Here is an 18,914-nt window from a genome sequence, read left to right on the forward strand (position 1 = left end):
AGCTGCATTGTGAAATTTCCCGCTACCCCAACCGCTGCGATGGTTTTGGTGATCGGCCTGTGTGCCACTCTGCTCGCCTCACCGCTCCATGCGGGGCAGCGTGCCGAGGATCGCACTTCCGGGGAAAATTCCGTGCGCGGACTGGGTTACCTGAATGTCCAGCCCATCGCCAGCATGCGCGTGCAGGACCGCGGTGTCTCCCGCGATCAGGCGGCGGCCCTCGTGAAAAAACGTTACGGCGGAAAAATCCTGGCAATCAGTGAAGTGCAGCGCAATGGCCGGGCCATGTACCGGGTTAAGGGGCTTTCTGACAAGAGTCAGGTCTATGTGGTGTTCGTAGACAAGAAAAGTGGCCGCATCTCCCGTTAACGCTCTGGGTGAGTGTTCCGGCCATCGATAACAGGTAGAGGAGATTTTATGCGCGCACTGTTGGTTGAAGACGAGCATGCCCTGCGGGAGCAGCTTGCGACTTCCCTGCGCAAAGCGGGCTACACGGTAGACGAGGCACCGGATGGCGAGGAGGCGTTGTATCTGGGGCGTGAATTCCCGTACGACGTGGCGGTGATGGATCTTGGGTTGCCCAAGGTAGACGGTATCCAGGTGATCGAAACCCTGCGCAAGGAGTCCCGCCATTTTCCTATTCTGATTCTGACCGCCCGCGGCCATTGGCAGGAGCGGGTGCGCGGCCTGGAAGCCGGTGGCGACGACTACCTGACCAAGCCTTTTCACACCGAAGAGCTGCTGGCGCGCCTGAATGCACTGGTGCGTCGCTCCGCGGGTTTTTCCTCGCCGACCATCAACGCCGGCCCCATCGAGATGGATACCAGTGCGCAGCGGGTGAAGGTATCGGGGTGCGAGCTGGAACTCACATCGTTTGAATATAAAGTCCTCGAATATCTGATGTTGCATCCCGATGAGGTGGTATCCAAAACCACGCTCACCGAGCACATTTATGAACAGGACTGTGACCGCGACAGTAATGTGATAGAGGTCTTTATCGGCCGATTGCGTAAAAAAATTGATGCCGCCGGTGGTGCCAAGCCGATCGAAACCCTGCGCGGTCGCGGCTATCGATTCAGTGTTGCCGCGGGCTAAGCGGTTGCCGTCTCGCGTGCGCTCCGCTCAATGGTGGCCGGCGATACGTCGCTGGTGGTATTCGCTCACCGGTCGTCTCTCCCTGATGGCGACCCTGGTACTCCTGGTGTTTCTGGTTGTGCTGTCCGGGGTCCTCGAGCGAGCCTACCGCACCTCCCTGGACGAAGCCAAGGCGCGGGAGCTCCAGCTGCATGTGTACACCCTGCTGGCGGTAGCGGAGCCGGATGGGGATGCACTGCAACTGCCCCTGAACCTTCCGGAGCAGCGTTTCAACCAGCCCGACTCGGGACTGATCGGCGCGGTCATGGATGCCCGTGGGCGTGTCATCTGGCGCTCACAATCGGCACTCAGTTTGCCGAATTTTTCTGCGTTACCGCTACCCCTGCCATTGCGACAGGGACAGCAAGTCTATGCGGAGGTCCGTCTGCCGGAACTCGATACTCCCTACAGCAGTTTTCGCCAGGGCATTGCCTGGGGGCTGGAGAACGAGCGGCAATTCACCTTTGTCATTCTTGAAGACGCCGCACCGTTGTATGCGCAGGTAAAGCAGTTCAGTGACACCCTCTGGCGTTGGCTGGGTATCGGCGCGCTGGCACTGATTGCGGTGCAGCTTCTGGTGCTGCAATGGGGGCTTGCGCCGTTGCGTCGAGTCACCCGTGCACTGCAAAAAATGCAACAGGGTGGTGCGGACACTCTGCAGGGAAATTTTCCGCGGGAGCTGGTGCCCCTCACCGACAACCTCAATCTGTTGATTGAAAACGAGCGTCGCCAGCGGGAGAAAACCCGGCACACCCTCGGTGACCTGGCCCATAGCCTGAAGACACCGCTGGCGGTCCTGAAGGGGCTCGACGTGGCCCGGGACCCGCAGGCCGCCGAAGCCGCGCTGGCAGAGCAGGTGCAGCGCATGGACAGCATTATCAGCTATCAGTTGAAGCGCGCGGTGGCGACCTCGCCAAAGTCCATCCTGCGCGGTGTCCCGGTACAGCCCCTGGTTGAGAAAATCCTCACGGCACTGGACAAGGTATACCGGGGCAAGACGGTGGATGCGGAATTATTGTGTGACGACTCGGTGCTGTTTTACGGTGACGAGGGCGACCTGATGGAAATGCTCGGCAACCTGCTGGATAACGGCTACAAGTATGGCGGCGGCAAGTTGCTGGTCCACGCGGCCAACCGGCCGGACCAGCGCGGGCTTGAGGTGTTGGTCGCGGATAATGGCCCGGGGTTGAGCGAGGCCCAGTGGCAGCAAGTGGTCCAGCGTGGGGTGCGCGCGGATCAGCAGCAACAGGGGCAGGGCATCGGACTCGCCGTAGTGGTGGACATCGTCGAGAGTTACCACGGTGAGATCGGTATTGTGCCGCCCGACGAGCGCGGTGATGAGGACCTCGGGGGGCTGACCCTGCGCATCAGGTTGTAACGCGCTTCTCCAACTTTCGAGCCGGTCACACAGCCCCTGCAATCGCTCAGGTACCGTCAGCTGGTTTCGCTTCCCTTGATACCCCCCACGCTGCTTTTCCCATTTTCCGTCTCCGGTAATTTGTCCTGCTGTGCTGTGGTCAATCCGGGCGTAACACCTTCCCAGAGACTCTGAGCCAGTTGTTGCGGACTGTCGCGGCGCCCATCGGCGATCCAGCCTGCGATAGCTTTGGCGACGTCGGGCCAGAGAATGCGAACGCCGCGCGGGTGCTCCTCGAGCCACCGGCTGATGGTAATGGCATCGAAATTTTTGACGACCCTGGCCAAGCGCAATTCCTCCAGGGCAAGGGCATTGGCTTCCTGTTCGAACTGGCCCTGCAAGGGACGGGTGAGTATGGGCTTGCCCACGGTGAGCGTTTCGGCGATCAGCTCGAACCCGCTGTTGCAGATCACCGCCTTGGCCGCGGCGAGATCGCGGCGAAAGCCATCCACCGACGGTGCCCTCAGGGTAATGTGATCGGCCTTTGGCAGGTCGACCGGCAGCCCGTAAACGATAAATCGCTGCTTAACCTGCGCCAATTGCTGCAGCAGGGCTGCGTGATGTTCAAACGGCAGGTAAACCAGCACGAAATCCCGTTGATCGTTAGCCGCTTCTTCGGCGACTCCGTGGGTTTGGGCGATGGGGGGCAAGATGGGCTGGTCAAAGTGATGCCAGTGCATGCCGAGGCCCACCTGTACCGGCGCGAACACCTTCATGATGGCGCGCGCGGCCCAGCCGAACGGCGGGGTGGGGATGTTGAAGTCGAAGGCGTACTGATGACCCAGCCCCAGGCTGGGCCGTTTATGCCGTTTTGCCGCCCAGGCGGTTACCGGCTCGAAATCACTGATGACCAGATCAAAGTCCCCGACCGGTAGGGTGCGCGTATCGCTCAGCAGTCGTGGCAGGTTGAGCTGGCGTAGGGTCGCTATCTGGTCGATTTTTCCGGCCTTGTGGGCGAAGGTGAGACCCTCGCGCCACCAGTAATCACCAAAGGCTTCCATCGCGAAAAAGCTTTCCGGCGCGCGGCCGCTGAATAGCCACTGTACGTCCAGTTCCGGGAATTGCTGAAACGCTTCTGCCATGGCCCGCGCGCGGGACAAGTGACCATTGCCGGTGCCCTGAACGCCGTAAAGTATTTTCAAAGTGCTTCTCCGATAAAGCAGGTGGGTTACAGCAGCACGCTGCTTGCCGCAAATCCCACGCAGGTGCCCAGAAGCGCGCCCGCGCAAACGTCGGTGGGGAAATGCACCCCGAGCCCCACCCGCGAGGTGCCCACCCCGGCCGCCCAGAAGTAGCCCAGGGCCCAGAGGGGGTTCACACATTGGCACAGCATGGTGATAAACAGGAAGGCACCAGAGGTGTGGCCAGAGGGCAGGCTGAAGCGGTCGTTGGCCACCACAATGGAGCGTAGCCCCGGAATGGCTTCCGGTGGGCGGTTGCGCCGGGTGGTGTTCTTGATGGTCCAGTAGAGCGAGCGTTCAATGGCAAAGGCCGCACCGCAGCTGTAAAGGAAGTGCAGTGCCAGCTGGGGGCTCGCCAGCGCGATCAGCAGCGGTGACACCAGATAAAGCCAGCCATCTGCAGACCGGGAGAGCAGCAGGTAGTTTCGGCGTGAGGTGGGCCGGGCTGCCCTTTCTGCCATGCGCAGAACGAGCGAGACATCGACGGTTTTCAGTGTGATAGGTAGGCTTCGCATGGGGTAAAAATACGAAGCCGATGTTGCGTAGACTTGAACAAATTGTGTCAGGTTTGTGAAATTGGCCCGCGGGGATCGGCGTCGATCACGCGCGGGCACACCCTGTGCGGATGTGTCAGTCGATCCCGATCTCAATCGCCCCGGAGCCCGGTAATTTTTCCACCAGCTCGTGGCCGCAGAGTTTTGAGGGCGTGAAGTAGCCGGCTTCCCCGGCGTACCCGAGCAGGAACTGCATCACCGCCAGGGATCCATGCACCGTCACATCATAGCCATTGGCGGTAACTACCCGGCCCACCCGGCGTTCACCGCGCCGGTCATTGCGTACCTCGCCCCACACCCAGGTCTTCTGTCCCGCGCGCTGCTCTGCGTTTGGACCGCGCACGCTTTTATCCACCTTGCCCTTGAGCCAGTTTTGCACCCAGCCCATCCGTAACAGCCAGCGGAATGCATTCAGCTTCTGCATCTTCTTGGCCCGGCGCGGGCTCATCGGGATATACACCTCGATATTGGGGATTTCGGTGGAATAGTAGGCGGTGGCAATGTCGCCCCAGGGAATCGCCACCGCAAATTTTTCGCCGCGGCCGAAATTGATCTTGCGGGTGAGTGCGGCATGCGGGGTGACTTCGATCTTGCCATTGCGGCGCACGGCGCCGCCCACACCGAGGCTTTCGATAGAGGTTTTGGCGGTGCCGGGGCTGAAGCTGGAGTCAGAGTCGAACCCCAGTGTCAGATGGGTGGCGCTGGTCATGGTCTTGTGCAGGGCGGCCGCCAGACAGTCGGTGGGAATGACATCGAAACCGGTGCCGGGGCAGAGCACCACACCGGCGGCCTTGGCTTCCGCGTCGAGGGCGTGGGCCTGCCGGTACACGGCCATTTCTCCGGTAATATCCTGATAGTGCGTGCCGCTGGCGATGCAGGCGCGCATCATCGGTTCCGCGGTGGCCGAGAACGGGCCCGCGCAGTGAATCACCACCGCCACACCTTGCAGGGAGCGCACCAGTGTCTCTTCGTCCTCCAGACTCACCGCAATCGCGGGTAGCCCGAGTTCATTGGAGAGCGGTTGCAGCTTGGCGGCGCTGCGCCCGGCAAGGATGGGCTTGAGCCCCTGGGCTACCGCCTGGCGGGCGATAAGCTCGCCGGTATAGCCGTAGGCGCCGTAAATCAGGATCTGCTTGTTGTTCACCGGTTGTCCTTATTGTATTCGAATCACAGCGGTTGGCCGCGGTGGCCGAGAGTGACGATTATTGTTTTAGTGGGCTGCAGCCCCTGGGCAAGCCGTTAGCCCAGCGGCTTTTCGAGCGCGAAGCGTGGGACGGTTGCTCCGTCTCTTTCTACATGCTCTGCAAACATTGCCAGGGGGCGTGCCCACACCCCGAAATCATCATACAGAGCTCGGTAGATCGCCAGTTGTTCACCGGTTTCACTGTGCGTAGCGATTTCCATCAGGTGATACTGCTTACCGTTCTTGTAGTGGCGATAGATACCTTTGGGGAGCGATTGCATAAATTCCTCTGGTCTGCACCTTTCTAATCCGGGTTCCTGTGTCTTTGGCCTGGTTCAGTCCAGGTGGAAGGGCGCAAGCTGGATTTGGGTAATCCGCTGTCCGTGCAATACCGCGATGCCGCTGTAGCGGCGCTCGCCGGTCGAGGTGAATTCAAACTCGTACTGGCGACGCAGGCGAATCTGGCCGCGCCGATCGCGTTTCAGGCGTGTGCGGTTGAGCATCACCGTGTCGTCCAGCAGCTGCACGCCGGTTTTTGCACAGTGATCTTTCACGATCCGGCGTACCCGGTCCTTGGCTGCCATGCCGGCCCAGAAGTACCAGGCGGCTGCCGCCAGTAAAAAAATCCAGAACAGGTCCCCAAGCGAGTAATACATAAAGTGTGCAGTTGCTATTATCAAACCGCGCAAGAATACCACCACAGGAGGAAACATGTCTGGCACGATTCTCATCACTGGCTGTAATCGGGGTATTGGCCTGGAAATGGCCCGCCAGTTTGCCAAAGATGGCTGGAAAGTGATCGCTACTTGCCGCAACCCATCCGCGGCCTGGGAGCTGAGCGAGCTGGCGGAAGCCCATAACAACCTGGAAATTCACCCTCTGGACGTAACCGACTACGGTCAACTCGCCGATCTGGCACATTCCCTGAAGGATTGCCCGGTGGATGTGCTGGTCAGTAATGCCGGGTACTACGGACCCAAAGGGGTGGCTCTTGGCAGCCTGGACGTGGAGGAGTGGCGCAAGGTGCTGGAGGCGAACACCATTGCCCCGTGCAAGCTAGTGGAAGCCTTTCTGCCCAATCTGGCAGCGGGCAGCCAGAAGGTCATCGGAGTGCTGAGCAGCAAGGTGGGGAGTATTGAGGACAACACTTCCGGTGGGGGGTATCTGTATCGCTCGTCCAAGACGGCGGTGAATCAGGTTGTGAAAAGCCTCGCCATTGACCTGGCCGACCAGGGGATCACGGTGCTGGCGCTACATCCGGGCTGGGTGAAAACGGATATGGGCGGCCCCAATGCGCTGATATCGGTACAGGACAGCGTGAAGGGATTGCGGCAGGTCCTGCTGGAGGCGGACGAGCGCAACTCGGGACGCTTTTACAACTACGACGGCTCGCCCATTCCCTGGTAATCCTCGCCCAATACCTCTGTGAGGAACGCCGGCCCGCTGGCAATCAACTGCTCTTTCCTGTGCTTGGGCCAGCGCTTGATCGTCACTTCCAGTTTCAACGCGTCGGATTTACTGCGCATGGCACAGTGAAAGGCGAGCACCAGTGGCCCGCGCCCGCGCAGCGCCTTGGCGGCTTTCGGGCCACCACTGTTGTGCTCCTCGAAGCGGCGAGCCACATCCCGGGTGATACCGGTATACAGGCTGCCGTTGTTGGTGCGGATGAGATAAACAAACCAGCCAGACAAAACGGGTTTCCAGTGTTAAAAAAGACTCTGCTGGTCGCCGGACTGTGGCGGCAGGGTGAACTGACTGCAATCCAGGTCGAGCTTACGCTGATTGAGGCCGAGTTTGCGGCAGGTTACCCGAAAGCGCTGCTGTAGTAACTGCGCGAATACGCCGGTACCGCGTTGGCGTAGTCCAAACTCGCTCTGATTGTCTTTGCCGCCACGGCTCTGCTGCACAATACTCATAACGTGTTCGGCACGCTCCGGGTAATGTTCCTGCAGCCATTGCCGGAACAGTGGCGCCACTTCAAATGGCAACCGCAGCAGTATATATGCCGCATGTATTGCCCCTGCGCCGTGGGCACTTTGCAGTATCTTCTCCAGCTCGGCGTCGTTCAGCGCGGGAATCATGGGGGCGGCCATCACAGCGGTAGGAATACCGGCGCTGGCCAGAGCCTCGATTGTACGCAGGCGGGCCGCCGGCCCGGCGGTGCGCGGTTCCAGCTTGCGCTTCAACGCATTTTCCAGTGTGGTGACACTGATCGCCACGTGCACCAGATTGTCCTGCGCCATTTCCGCCAGAATAGGTAGGTCGCGCTGGATCAGTTGTCCTTTGGTGACGATCGTCACCGGGTGGCGGTAACGCTGCAACACCTGCAAAATCTGCCGGGTGACCTGCTTGTCTTTTTCCAGCGGTTGGTAAGGATCGGTATTGGTACCCAGCGCGATGGGACTGCATACATAGTTGCTTTTGCGCAGCGCCCGCTCCAGTAGCTCCGCTGCGTTGGGCTTGTAAAACAGCCGGGTTTCAAAGTCGAGCCCGGGTGACAGGTCCATATAGGCGTGAGCCGGCCTTGCATAGCAGTAGATACAGCCGTGTTCACAGCCGCGGTACGGGTTGATCGACTGCGAAAACGGGATGTCAGGGGAGCGGTTGGTGGCAATAATGCTTTTGGCGTGTTCCGCCAGCACCTGCGTACGTGGCGCAGGGTTGGTTTCTGCCTCAGTGCGCCAGCCGTCACTCTCCAATGTGCTTGTGGTGGTGGCAAAGCGTCCAGCGATCGCGCTCGCGGTACCGCGCCCGCGGATGATGTGTGGAGCGGCCGGCGTGGAGTCGTCGTTCATGCTGCGATCAAACGGTAACTGTTCATTTGTACAGTATAAAGCCCGCTCAGGTCGGCGGACAAGCCTGGGTTTGCCCCTGCCCAGTGAATAGTGACAGCCCTGACCTTCCCCGCGATAATCAGGGTGGTCTCGATCGCCCCGGCCAAACAAGGACAATGTATGGATCTCGATGCCGTCGCCGCAATCAAGGGATTTGCAATCAGCGTATTGCAGGTTTTTGCCCTGGTATTTGCCTTTGCTCTGGTAATTCTGGCGCTGTATGTGGTGTATCTGTATCTCTCGGACATCAGCCAGTCAAAGCAGGCCATTCGGCGGAATTTCCCGGTATTGGGGCGTTTTCGCTATCAGTTCGAGCACCTGGGCGAGTTCTTTCGCCAGTATTTCTTTGCCCTGGACCGGGAAGAGATGCCATTCAATCGCGCCCAGCGCAGCTGGGTGTACCGGGCGGCGAAAAACGTCGATTCTACCCTTGCATTTGGTTCCACCCGGCCGCTGAATCAGCCGGGCGACATTCTGTTTCTCAACCATCCGTTTCCTACCCTGGCCAAAGATGCGGTGCCACCGAGTGAAGTCACGCTCGGTGAGGGCGTCGCGCGCAAGCCATACTCAACCCGCGCAATCTTTAATATCTCCGGCATGAGTTTTGGTGCCCTGTCGGTGCCTGCGGTGACAGCCCTGTCCAAAGGCGCGGCCAAGGCAGGGATTTGGCTGAATACAGGGGAGGGCGGGTTGTCGTCGCACCACCTGGTTGGCGGCTGTGACATCGTGTTTCAGATCGGGACCGCGAAATATGGCGTGCGTGACCCCGAGGGCAATCTGAGCGATGAAAAGTTGCGCAATATTGCCGCCCATGAGCAGGTGAGAATGTTTGAGCTGAAGCTGTCCCAGGGGGCGAAGCCGGGTAAGGGGGGTATTCTGCCGGGCATCAAGGTGACGCCAGAGATCGCGCAGGTACGCGGTATTCCGGTGGGGGAAGACTCCATCAGCCCCAATGGGCATCCGGAAATCCGGAATGTAGACAGTCTGCTGGATATGATCAACCACATTCGGGATGTCAGCGGCAAGCCCGCCGGCCTTAAATGCGTGATCGGCAGCAGTGACTGGCTGCATGAACTGTGTGAAGCGATTTTGCGACGGGGCGCCCAGAGTGCACCTGACTTTATCAATATCGATAGCGCCGATGGCGGAAGTGGCGCGGCGCCGCAGAGCCTGATGGATTACATGGGGTTGCCGCTGAACCGAAGTCTGCCACTGGTAGTGGACCTGATTACCGAGTACGGATTGCGCGATCGCATTAAAATTATCTGTGCGGGCAAGCTGCTGACCCCGTCGATGGTCGCCTGGGCATTGGCGATGGGGGCGGACTTTATCAATTGTGGGCGTGGGTTCATGTTTGCACTCGGCTGTATTCAGGCCATGCAGTGCAACAAAAATACCTGCCCGACCGGGGTGACTACGCACAATCCGGATTTGCAGCAGGGCCTGGACCCAATCGACAAGGCAGAGCGGGTGTATCACTACGCCCGCAACCTGAATTATGAGGTGGGTACCATCGCGCACTCCTGTGGTGTGCCCGAACCTCGCCAGTTGCGCCGAACGCATGTCGAGTTGATTAATGAGCGCGGTGTGCCGGTGCCAATAACGTCGCTTGCGCCAGAGGGCAGGCCCAGCACCGTGATCGGTACGGATCGTACCCGCTAGCAGGCAGGTCCGAGCAGACAGGTAAAAGAAAGGGAGCCGAATACCATGGAGGGAGTGGTTACACTGGTCGGGCAGGGGCTCTACATGGCGTTTGCCGCTGTGGTGGGGTTGGGAATCGCGCGCGTACTCCACCGGGACAATACCCTAGGCTGTCTGATTGCCGGTGTGCTCGCGGGCATGCTGTTGCCAGTACTGAATTACGACACCGGCTTGAGGGCCGAAAACCTGCACCAGCTGGTGTTCTTTGTCATCTTACCCGTGCTGATTTTCGGGTCAGCGTGGAAAATTGATCCGGATGTTCTGCTGCGCTGGCTCGGTCCGGTACTGCTGTTGGCGACTGTGGGTGTGCTCATCTGCGCGCTGATTACCGCGGTACTGGTGTACTACGGTATTCATCATCCCACCGGCTTCCCGTGGGTTGCCGCTTTTCTCACTGCGGCTATTCTCTCCGCGACCGATCCTGTTTCTGTGGTGGCGCGCTTGCGCCGCAGCGGTAGTGCCAACGAGGAATTACTCACGCTGGTGGAAGGTGAGAGCCTGTTTAACGATGCCGTGGCGATTGTGCTGTTTTCCTTTGTGCTTGGTATTGCCAGCCACAGTGTCATGGAGGGTTCCGTTGCGACGGGCGAGGCGTTAACGGGTATTGGTGGGTTTACGGCGTACCTTGGCACGGTGTTTTTTGGCGGGCTGGCCGTGGGCACCATCTGCGGTTTACTGACAGCCATTGTGATTTTGTTTCTTGGTTCCGCCGGCGCCGCACTGATGGTGTTGGTGCTGGCAGCGTTTGGCAGTTTTTATCTGGCCGAGCACGTTGTTGGCGTATCCGGAATACTGTCGGTGATGATCTGTGCGATTGTGGCACGGGCCTGTCTGCGAGAGCAGCAGGATACGTATCTGGCGCATGCTGCCCCAACCTGGGAGTGGCTGGGGTTGTTCTTCAACGCGCTGATTTTCGTGATCATGGGACTGGTAATCACCTTCCAGATGTTCACCGATCAGTGGCTGGCGATCATCGTTGCGATTGTGGCTGCTATCGGTGCCAGGGGGTTGGCGGTGTTTATGCTGGCACCGTTGGCGCGTTTTGTTGGCCCTCCCATTCCTCAGAGCTGGCGCCTGGTGTTGAGCTGGGGAGGCCTGCGGGGCGTGATCGCGGTGGCATTGGTGCTGTCATTACCCACCGAACTGCCTTACTGGTGGACGGTGCAGTCGATGGTGTTCGGCGTTGTGTTGTTTTCCCTTTTGGTGCAGGGCACTACAAGTACACGGTTGATCCGTAAGTTGGGGATCTAAGCTCACCTGCCGCGAGATGGTATTGCCGCTGGGGTTGGATTTGGCTGGTTTCGTTACGATTTTTATTCTTGTAAAACAGGTGGCCCGCTAGACCGAGAACGATCAGAGCGAAGACCAGTACGCCGATAATCCTGAGCATTATTTGGCTCCACGATATTGCGCTTGTTCAGCGTTAGCGGATACGACTCCGCCAGTTTTCTAAAAACTCGATAATCCCTGCCGTGACCTGAAGCGGGAGGGCCCCGCCTTTGCGGCCACTAAGCTGCCATTCCTGTCTCCCCGGATGAATAACGCGAAGTCTACTGGGACGACAAACTACGACCTTGGTCGGATACCGTCCGGAGTGCAGCTACGGGAAATTGTAGCAGTGCGAGTCTGGTTCGCTGAGCGAGGTAACGGCGACGTCCTCGGGCCGTAAAACAATAAAATGAAACCGCCCGTCAGGCGGGTGGCTACAGCGAGTGATGAATATATGAAGAATAACGATAACCTTTCCCGGCGGGTCCTCGCCTTCCTCCAGCCGTTAATGGTTGCGGCCTGCTTCCTGTTTTTCGGCACGGCCAATGCTGCCTGTCGTGACAGCGTGGTGCTGGTGCACGGCAATACCGGTGAGCCGGCAGACTGGGCTAATACCTACAACGAATTGCGTAGTCGAGGGTATGGTACTGGTGAGATTTATCGACCCAGCTGGGGATCCAAGTCCTGTGCTTCCTGTAACAATCACGATGGCGCAGAAGAGACCCCGGTACGCAACGCTATTCAGAGCGCCATTGCCAACTCCTGTACCGGCAAGATCGACGTGATTGGCCATTCCATGGGAGTGACACTGGCGGCGCAGCAGATTATCAAGCTGGGTGAGCAGGCGCGGGTGGATGCGTTTGTCGGAATAGCTGGGGCTTATCGCGGATTGTGGAGTTGCGGCACATACCCCTATAACGTGTGGAACAGCACTTGCGGCTATTATGGCCTGTCCGTGTCCAGTCCGTTCCTGGACTGGCTATACGGCAAGAGCATTGCCGGCCGTATATACAGTATCAAGAGTTGGTCGGATCAGATTGTCTGCGTCAGCGGCACCTGTACCGTAGGCGGCGTGCACTCCAGCCGCATTGCCGGAGAGCGTGCTACCTACACCTTTGGCTATGGCCATTTTGGCTTGCAGGAATACACCTACAGTCTTCAGGCAGACTTGTTGTAGTACGGGTCTCCCCGGCGGATCTGTGCGTTCCGCCGGGGCGATATGTTACTGCCAGTTGAGGATCACTTTGCCGGACTCACCCGAACCCATGGTGTCAAAACCCGTCTGGAAGTCGTCCACGGAAAACTGATGGGTAATGATCGGGGAGAGATCGAGGCCGGATTGAATCAGGCTCGCCATCTTGTACCAGGTTTCAAACATTTCCCGACCGTAAATGCCTTTCAGGATCAGGCCCTTGAAGATGACCTGGCTCCAGTCAATCGCCATTTCACCCGGGGGTATCCCCAGCATTGCGATCTTGCCGCCATGGTTCATGGCCGAGAGCATATCCCGGAAGGCCACGGCAACGCCGGACATTTCCAGGCCGACATCAAAACCTTCGGTCATGCCGATGTCTTTCATGACGTCGCTCAGCTTTTCCCTGCTGACATTTACGGTGCGGGTCGCGCCCATTTTCTTCGCCAGGTTCAGGCGGTATTCATTGATGTCGGTAATGACCACGTGGCGCGCCCCCACGTGGCGTGCCACGGCGGCGGCCATAATGCCGATGGGGCCGGCACCGGTGATCAGGACATCTTCACCCACCAGGTCGAACGACAGCGCAGTGTGTACCGCGTTGCCGAACGGGTCAAAGATAGAGGCCAGTTCATCGGAAATATTGTCCGGAATCTTGAACGCGTTCAGCGCCGGGATCACCAGGTACTCGGCAAACGCACCCTGGCGATCCACGCCAACGCCGTAGGTATTGCGGCACAGGTGACGGCGACCGGCGCGGCAGTTGCGGCAGTGGCCACAGGTGATATGGCCTTCACCGGAAACGCGATCGCCTACCTTGAATCCGGCCACTTCCTGACCCATGCCGACCACTTCACCCACGTACTCGTGGCCCACAACCATGGGTACCGGAATGGTCTTCTGCGACCACTCGTCCCAGTGGTAGATGTGCATATCAGTGCCGCAGATGGCGGTCTTGCGGATCTTGATCAACAGGTCGTTGTGGCCGGGTTCCGGAATCTCGACATCGGTCATCCAGATACCGGGTTCAGACTTGAGCTTGGATAATGCTTTCATAGTCATAGAAAAACTTCCGGGGTGGATGCGCTGCGCTTATCCACCCTACATCGTGATAGGTCGTCGTAGGGCGGATAAGCAAAGCGCATCCGCCGATTCAGCTTCAGATAATCTCGAGTTCTTTGCCGACTTCGATAAAGGCATCGATGCAGCGATCCAGCTGCTCGCGGGTATGTGCCGCAGACATCTGGGTGCGAATACGGGCCTGGCCTTTGGGCACCACCGGGTAGAAGAAGCCGACCACGTAGATGCCTTTTTCCAGCATCCTGTCCGCCATTTTCTGAGCCAGCGCCGCGTCGCCGATCATCACCGGAATGATGGCGTGGTCGGCACCGGCGAGGGTGAAGCCTGCTTCGGTCATGCGCTCGCGGAAATACTGGGAGTTTTCCTGTAGCTGTTCCCGCAACTCTCCGCCTTCTACCAGCATGTCCAGCACCTTCAGGGAGGCGGTGACAATGGCCGGCGCTACGGAGTTGGAGAACAGGTACGGGCGGGAGCGCTGGCGCAGCAGGTCGATAATTTCCTTGCGGCCGGAGGTGAAGCCACCGGAGGCGCCGCCCAGGGCTTTGCCGAGGGTGCCGGTGATGATGTCGACGCGCTCGACCACATCGCAGTATTCGTGGGTGCCGCGGCCGTGCTGGCCGAGGAAGCCGACGGCGTGGGAGTCGTCCACCATGACCAGGGCGTTGTATTTATCCGCGAGGTCGCAGATACCCTTGAGGTCGGCGATGACGCCATCCATGGAGAAGACGCCATCAGTGGCGATCAGTTTCGTTTTCGCACCGGCGGCGTCGGCGGCCTGCAACTGCGCTTCGAGATCGGTCAGGTCGTTGTTGGCGTAGCGGAAGCGCTTGGCTTTACACAGGCGGACGCCGTCGATAATGGAGGCGTGGTTGAGGGCATCGGAGATGATGGCATCGTCCGGGCCGAGCAGTGTTTCGAACAGGCCGCCGTTGGCGTCGAAGCAGGAGGTGTAAAGGATGGTGTCTTCGGTCTGTAAAAATTCAGACAGGCGAGACTCCAGCGCTTTGTGAATGTCCTGGGTGCCGCAAATAAAGCGCACGGAGGCCATGCCGAAGCCGTACTGGTCGAGGCCATCTTTGGCGGCCTGGATCAGGTCGGGGTGGTTGGCGAGCCCGAGGTAATTGTTGGCGCAGAAGTTGAGTACCTGGCTGTCGTTATTGACCTGGATCTCGGCACTCTGCTGCGAGGTAATGATGCGCTCGCGCTTGTAGAGACCGTCGGCTTCGATCTGCTTCAGTTCATCGCGCAAGTGCTGGAAAAATTGCTCGGGCTTGGACATGGCGTTGTTATTGGCTCCTGTAGTGCTTTTGGCAGAAGGGCTTCTATCCGAACTCCGTGGCGGTTGCGAAACCGGGGGCAGCTTTGTGAGACACGCCGTTAACCCATCCATGGGGGCTCTGCACCGCCATCCATGGCGGTGAAGGTCTCACAAAGCTGCCCCCGGCATCGCAACCTTCGCGTAAAGTCCGCGAGTAAATCAGCCTCAAGTGTAGGCTGACCAGTATTCGGTAACGATCTGATCAGCCGATGTAGTCAGCTGGTTTATCCCACCAGCTCACAGGCCTTGTGCGCCGTGACTGGTGCGTCGCTGGCTCGGCAGTGTGTGGCGAAGGCCAGCGCATCTTCCGTCGAGTCGAACAGCAATTGCCACAACAGTTGTCGATCGTTGCGTTTTACCGCCCGGACTGCCGTGCGACTGCGCTGCGGGGCAATCTGGATTTCGATAACGTCGGTGCTGGATAGCGTGTATTCGGACATGTTCCCTCCAAAAATTCTGGAGGGCTGACGGCGGAAGCGGGATGGGTATCAGGAAACCCATCTTATCCCGGTAGGATTGCAACGCTGTAACCTGTTCGGTTCAGCGAGAGCCCCATCCTCGACACAGGCCGTACCTTGGTACTTGTCTGTGAAGAGATACCACCTTGCCCCGGTAGGCAGGTTGGCGTTGGCGTCAGCCACTCTCTTGATGTCGGGGGCAAAGATAGCGATGCAGAAACAGTCAGTCAACCGCGCCGCCACGACTGGCGGCGCGTTGGAGTTTTATGCGGGAAGTTGTACGGATTTCAGTTCAATAAACTCGTCGAGGCCGGCTGCACCAAATTCGCGGCCATTGCCAGAACGCTTCATGCCGCCGAAAGGCGCGTCGTAATTGAACTCACCGCCGTTGACGAAGCAGAGCCCGGCTTCGATGCGGCGCACCACAGGCATGGCAGCCTCGGCATCCTTGGCCCAGACACCGCTGGACAGGCCGTATTCGCTGTCGTTGGCGATGGCGATGGCTTCGTCCATGTCCTTGTACGGAATCATACAGGTGACGGGGCCGAAGATTTCTTCGCGGGCGATGGCCATGTCATTGGTGACGTCGGCGAAGACGGTGGGCTTGACGTAGAAGCCTTTGCTGAAGCCCTCGGGCGCTTCGCTGCCGCCGGCAACCAGGCGCGCGCCTTCGGCGACGCCTTTATCGATGTAGCTGAGCACGATGTCGCGCTGGCGGGCGGAGGAGAGGGGGCCCATGAAGTCGTCGCTGCCGGTGCCGATGGCGACTTCTTCGGCGACTTTCTTCGCGATTTCCACGGCTTCTTCGTAGCGCTCAGCTGGTACCAGCATGCGGGTCAGCGCGGTACAGGTTTGTCCGGTGTTGATGAACACATCCTCACAGCCCCAGCGTACCGCGGCTTCGAGATCCGCATCCGGGGTGATGATGAACGGGGATTTGCCACCCAGTTCCTGGCACACACGCTTGACCGTGGGCGCGGCGGATTTGGCGACTTCGATGCCGGCGCGGGTAGAACCGGTGAAGGAGACCATGTCGATGTCCACGTGGCTGGACAGCGCGGCGCCCACAATTGGGCCTGCGCCCGGCACCAGGTTGAATACACCGGCGGGCAGGCCGGCGGCGTCGATGATTTCCGCCATCACGTAATCCTGCAGCGGGGTCATCTCGGAGGGCTTTTGGATCATGGTGCAACCAGCGGCGAGTGCGGGGGCCACTTTGCCCACGAACTGGTGCAGGGGGTAGTTCCAGGGGGTGATAAAGCCGCACACGCCCACCGGCTCTTTCATCACGACGGAATGGCCGGCTTTTTCGGTTTCTTCCATCAGTGCCGCGCGGTCGGCGTAGTAGCGCATGGAGTAAATCGGGCCGTCGATATGCAGCCATTCGGTGATATGCGGGGGGCAGCCGAGTGCCTGGGACACGGCATCAATCAGGTCCTGCTTGCGCGCTTCCATGCCGTCGGCGATGGCGTGCATCAGTGCCTGGCGTTTGGCGGCGCGGGTGTGGCGCCACTCTTTAAACGCCGCTTTGGCGGCGGCAACGGCGTCGTCCACGTCTTCCATGCTGCCCTGGATCACTTCACACAGGGTTTCTTCGGTAGCGGGGTTGATCACCGGGTGCAGGCTGCCCCCTTTGGAATCGCGCCATTCGCCGTTGATGTACAGCTGCTTGGTCTTGAGTTGTGTTAAATCCATTGCGTCAATTTCCGATAGTTGTCTGCGGGCCGACGCGAAAGCTAAGCACTATCGCAATCGGCGCGCAAAATAGATTCTATTTTTGTGCGTCGTTCAGAGGCATTACGGTGCGGTGATCTCGATCACGGTAGGGCCTTTGCGTTTGAAGGCTTCCGCTACCGCTTCGCACAGTTGTTCCGGCCGCTCGATGCGACACCCTTCGGCGCCGAAGGACCGTGCCAGTGCGACGAAGTCCGGTGCGCGCAGGTTCACACCCTCCTGTTCCACTGCGGCGTCGTCCATGAAATCGCGAATTTCACCGTAGCCGCTGTTATTCCATACCAAGATGGGCAATGCCAGCTGCTGCTCGACGGCTGCAGCCAGTTCACCCAGGGTGAACATGATGCCGCCGTCGCCGATCAGTCCGATCACCGGGCGCGGGCTGGCGAGGGCCGCACCGATGGCTGCCGGTAGGGCAAAGCCCAGGGTGCCGTAGCCGGTGGTACAGGTGATGTGGCTGCGCGGCTGGTGTAATGGCAGCGCGTGATTGGTGTTATAGGCCAGCTGTGTGGAGTCGGTTACCAGAATGCCGTCTTTGGGCAGGGCGTCGCGCAGTGCAAGCACCCAGGGAAAGCGTCCCTCCGAACCGGGCCACCACTCACTACGACAGGTGTGTCGCAGGGACTCCACTTCGGCAGCGGCCGTTTGGCGGCGGGATTCGCCCGCGTCGGGCACACCGGCTGCGAGCGCCTGCAGGGTCGCCCCGGCATCCGCGCAGATGGCAAGATCCGGCTGCGCATTGCACACCAGTTGTGCCGGGTCGATGTCGACCCGGATCAGTTTGCCGCTGAAGCGGTAATTTTCGCGCACCAGGTTACGGTCGGTTTCCGAGAGTTCCGTGGCAATCGCCAGCACGACATCCGCCGCTTCGACGCGTTCGCGCACACAGTCAAAGCTCAGGTTGGCGCCGCCACACAGAGGATGTTGCTCGTCAACGATGCCTTTGGCGGCGAGGGATTCGAACACCGGCGCTGCCAGTTTTTCTGCCAGCTCGGTAGCGGGCCTGGCGCAGTGCTGGGCGCCGCCGCCGAGCAGGATCACCGGGCTTTTTGCGGCCGTTAGCCACTTGGTCGCTGTCGCAACCGCCTCACTCCCGGCGCCTGGAAGGCTGGGAGCGGGTGCGGCCTGGTATGCATCGAGCTGCCCCGGCATGGGTGCGGGGAACAGGTCGATCGGAATTTCGATATGTACCGGCCCCGGTCGTCCACCGCGCATGAGCTGGAAGGCGCGGGCGAGTGTCTCGGGCAATTGTTCGGCACTGGTCAGCGCGTGTTGCCAGATGCAGAAGCCGCGGCTCACATCCTGCTGGCGCGGCAGCTCGTGTAGCCGGCCGCGCCCCATACCCAGGTCCTCGCGGCGATTGACGGCACTGATGACCAGCATGGGAATGGAATCGGAGTAGGCCTGGGCCATAGCCGTGGCAGCGTTGGTTACCCCGGGGCCGGTGATCAGAAAACACACGCCCGGTTTGCCCGTTGCACGCGCGAAGCCGTCTGCCATAAAAGCCGCGCCCTGTTCGTGGCGCGGAGTGATATGGGTCAAGCCGCTGCCCGGTAATCCCCGGTACAGTTCAATGGTGTGGACGCCGGGGATACCGAATACGGTATCAACGCCGTATTGACGGAGCAGGTGCATCAGCACCTGGGCACAAGAGGGGCTATGGGTTTCTCGTGGGGTCTGTGGAGATTTTGTGTGATTGTCAGTCGCTTGCATGGGGGATATCCCGGCTCACTCAAAGATGGATTGTTATCAGGATTGCGTCGCAGACTAACGGGCGCAATACGGCCCTGCAAGTGCCCGCAGAGTCTGCGTTTCCGTTGCAGAAAACGCCGGATAATTGAGTGTAGTCACCGACTGCG

Annotated in this window: 19 protein-coding genes; 7 read left to right on the forward strand and 12 right to left on the reverse strand. The window is 59.6% G+C overall.

Annotated elements, in window-relative coordinates; genetic code table 11:
- Positions 1-9: 9 nt before the first annotated feature.
- The 3 genes from JF535_RS16945 to JF535_RS09430 are packed head-to-tail and all read left to right on the forward strand — an operon-like array spanning position 10 to position 2,512.
- Positions 10-369, forward strand: a complete 360-nt coding sequence (locus JF535_RS16945) for a PepSY domain-containing protein (protein WP_207001493.1) — start codon at positions 10-12, stop codon at positions 367-369.
- Between the two features lie 48 nt (positions 370-417).
- Positions 418-1,095, forward strand: coding sequence for a response regulator transcription factor (locus JF535_RS09425; protein ID WP_207001495.1), 678 nt, complete (start codon positions 418-420; stop codon positions 1,093-1,095).
- Between the two features lie 16 nt (positions 1,096-1,111).
- Entirely contained in the window at positions 1,112-2,512 is a 1,401-nt protein-coding gene (locus JF535_RS09430; protein ID WP_340674156.1) for an ATP-binding protein, read from the forward strand.
- 56 nt (positions 2,513-2,568) lie between these two features.
- On the opposite strand, the gene JF535_RS09435 is transcribed toward JF535_RS09430, so the two are convergent.
- From JF535_RS09435 to JF535_RS09455, 5 genes are all read right to left on the reverse strand, one after another.
- Positions 2,569-3,693 carry an MJ1255/VC2487 family glycosyltransferase gene (locus tag JF535_RS09435; RefSeq protein WP_207001497.1) on the reverse strand — a complete coding sequence of 375 codons (1,125 nt, stop codon included), beginning with the start codon at positions 3,691-3,693 and terminating at the stop codon, positions 2,569-2,571.
- Positions 3,694-3,719: 26 nt separating this feature from the next.
- Positions 3,720-4,247, reverse strand: coding sequence for a phosphatase PAP2 family protein (locus tag JF535_RS09440; RefSeq protein WP_207001499.1), 528 nt, complete (start codon positions 4,245-4,247; stop codon positions 3,720-3,722).
- Between the two features lie 115 nt (positions 4,248-4,362).
- On the reverse strand, positions 4,363-5,430 hold the full coding sequence (locus JF535_RS09445) for a saccharopine dehydrogenase NADP-binding domain-containing protein (RefSeq protein ID WP_207001501.1): 1,068 nt from the start codon (positions 5,428-5,430) through the stop codon (positions 4,363-4,365).
- Between the two features lie 95 nt (positions 5,431-5,525).
- A complete protein-coding gene (locus JF535_RS09450; RefSeq protein ID WP_207001503.1) occupies positions 5,526-5,750 on the reverse strand; it encodes a DUF1653 domain-containing protein in 225 nt (74 codons plus the stop codon).
- A 54-nt stretch (positions 5,751-5,804) separates the two neighbouring features.
- Positions 5,805-6,125: a DUF3301 domain-containing protein gene (locus JF535_RS09455; protein ID WP_242523777.1), complete on the reverse strand. Its 321-nt coding sequence runs from the start codon at positions 6,123-6,125 to the stop codon at positions 5,805-5,807.
- Positions 6,126-6,180: 55 nt separating this feature from the next.
- On the opposite strand from JF535_RS09455, the gene JF535_RS09460 reads away from it, so the two are divergent.
- Positions 6,181-6,876, forward strand: coding sequence for an SDR family oxidoreductase (locus JF535_RS09460; protein WP_207001507.1), 696 nt, complete (start codon positions 6,181-6,183; stop codon positions 6,874-6,876).
- Here the strand turns inward: JF535_RS09460 and JF535_RS09465 are convergent.
- Positions 6,849-7,160, reverse strand: coding sequence for a GIY-YIG nuclease family protein (locus tag JF535_RS09465; RefSeq protein ID WP_207001509.1), 312 nt, complete (start codon positions 7,158-7,160; stop codon positions 6,849-6,851). The genes JF535_RS09460 and JF535_RS09465 overlap by 28 nt on opposite strands.
- Positions 7,161-7,175: 15 nt before the next feature.
- Entirely contained in the window at positions 7,176-8,264 is a 1,089-nt protein-coding gene (locus JF535_RS09470) for a PA0069 family radical SAM protein (protein ID WP_207001511.1), read from the reverse strand.
- A gap of 159 nt (positions 8,265-8,423) precedes the next feature.
- On the opposite strand from JF535_RS09470, the gene JF535_RS09475 reads away from it, so the two are divergent.
- The 3 genes from JF535_RS09475 (at position 8,424) to JF535_RS09485 (ending at position 12,450) form a co-directional block, all read left to right on the forward strand.
- Positions 8,424-9,965, forward strand: a complete 1,542-nt coding sequence (locus tag JF535_RS09475; RefSeq protein WP_207001513.1) for an FMN-binding glutamate synthase family protein — start codon at positions 8,424-8,426, stop codon at positions 9,963-9,965.
- 45 nt (positions 9,966-10,010) lie between these two features.
- Positions 10,011-11,255, forward strand: a complete 1,245-nt coding sequence (locus JF535_RS09480) for a cation:proton antiporter (protein ID WP_207001515.1) — start codon at positions 10,011-10,013, stop codon at positions 11,253-11,255.
- 472 nt (positions 11,256-11,727) lie between these two features.
- On the forward strand, positions 11,728-12,450 hold the full coding sequence (locus JF535_RS09485) for an esterase/lipase family protein (protein WP_242523778.1): 723 nt from the start codon (positions 11,728-11,730) through the stop codon (positions 12,448-12,450).
- 45 nt (positions 12,451-12,495) lie between these two features.
- Here the strand turns inward: JF535_RS09485 and tdh are convergent, their stop codons facing one another.
- From tdh to JF535_RS09510, 5 genes are all read right to left on the reverse strand, one after another.
- Positions 12,496-13,521: an L-threonine 3-dehydrogenase gene (tdh, locus tag JF535_RS09490; protein ID WP_207003687.1), complete on the reverse strand. Its 1,026-nt coding sequence runs from the start codon at positions 13,519-13,521 to the stop codon at positions 12,496-12,498.
- 103 nt (positions 13,522-13,624) lie between these two features.
- A complete protein-coding gene (gene kbl / locus JF535_RS09495) occupies positions 13,625-14,824 on the reverse strand; it encodes a glycine C-acetyltransferase (protein WP_207001517.1) in 1,200 nt (399 codons plus the stop codon).
- Between the two features lie 263 nt (positions 14,825-15,087).
- Positions 15,088-15,303: a hypothetical protein gene (locus tag JF535_RS09500; protein WP_066965494.1), complete on the reverse strand. Its 216-nt coding sequence runs from the start codon at positions 15,301-15,303 to the stop codon at positions 15,088-15,090.
- Between the two features lie 282 nt (positions 15,304-15,585).
- Positions 15,586-17,016: an aldehyde dehydrogenase family protein gene (locus JF535_RS09505; protein ID WP_207001519.1), complete on the reverse strand. Its 1,431-nt coding sequence runs from the start codon at positions 17,014-17,016 to the stop codon at positions 15,586-15,588.
- Between the two features lie 102 nt (positions 17,017-17,118).
- Positions 17,119-18,768, reverse strand: coding sequence for a 5-guanidino-2-oxopentanoate decarboxylase (locus JF535_RS09510; RefSeq protein WP_207001520.1), 1,650 nt, complete (start codon positions 18,766-18,768; stop codon positions 17,119-17,121).
- Positions 18,769-18,914: the final 146 nt, after the last annotated feature.

The organism is Microbulbifer salipaludis, from assembly GCF_017303155.1.
Lineage (GTDB): Bacteria > Pseudomonadota > Gammaproteobacteria > Pseudomonadales > Cellvibrionaceae > Microbulbifer > Microbulbifer salipaludis.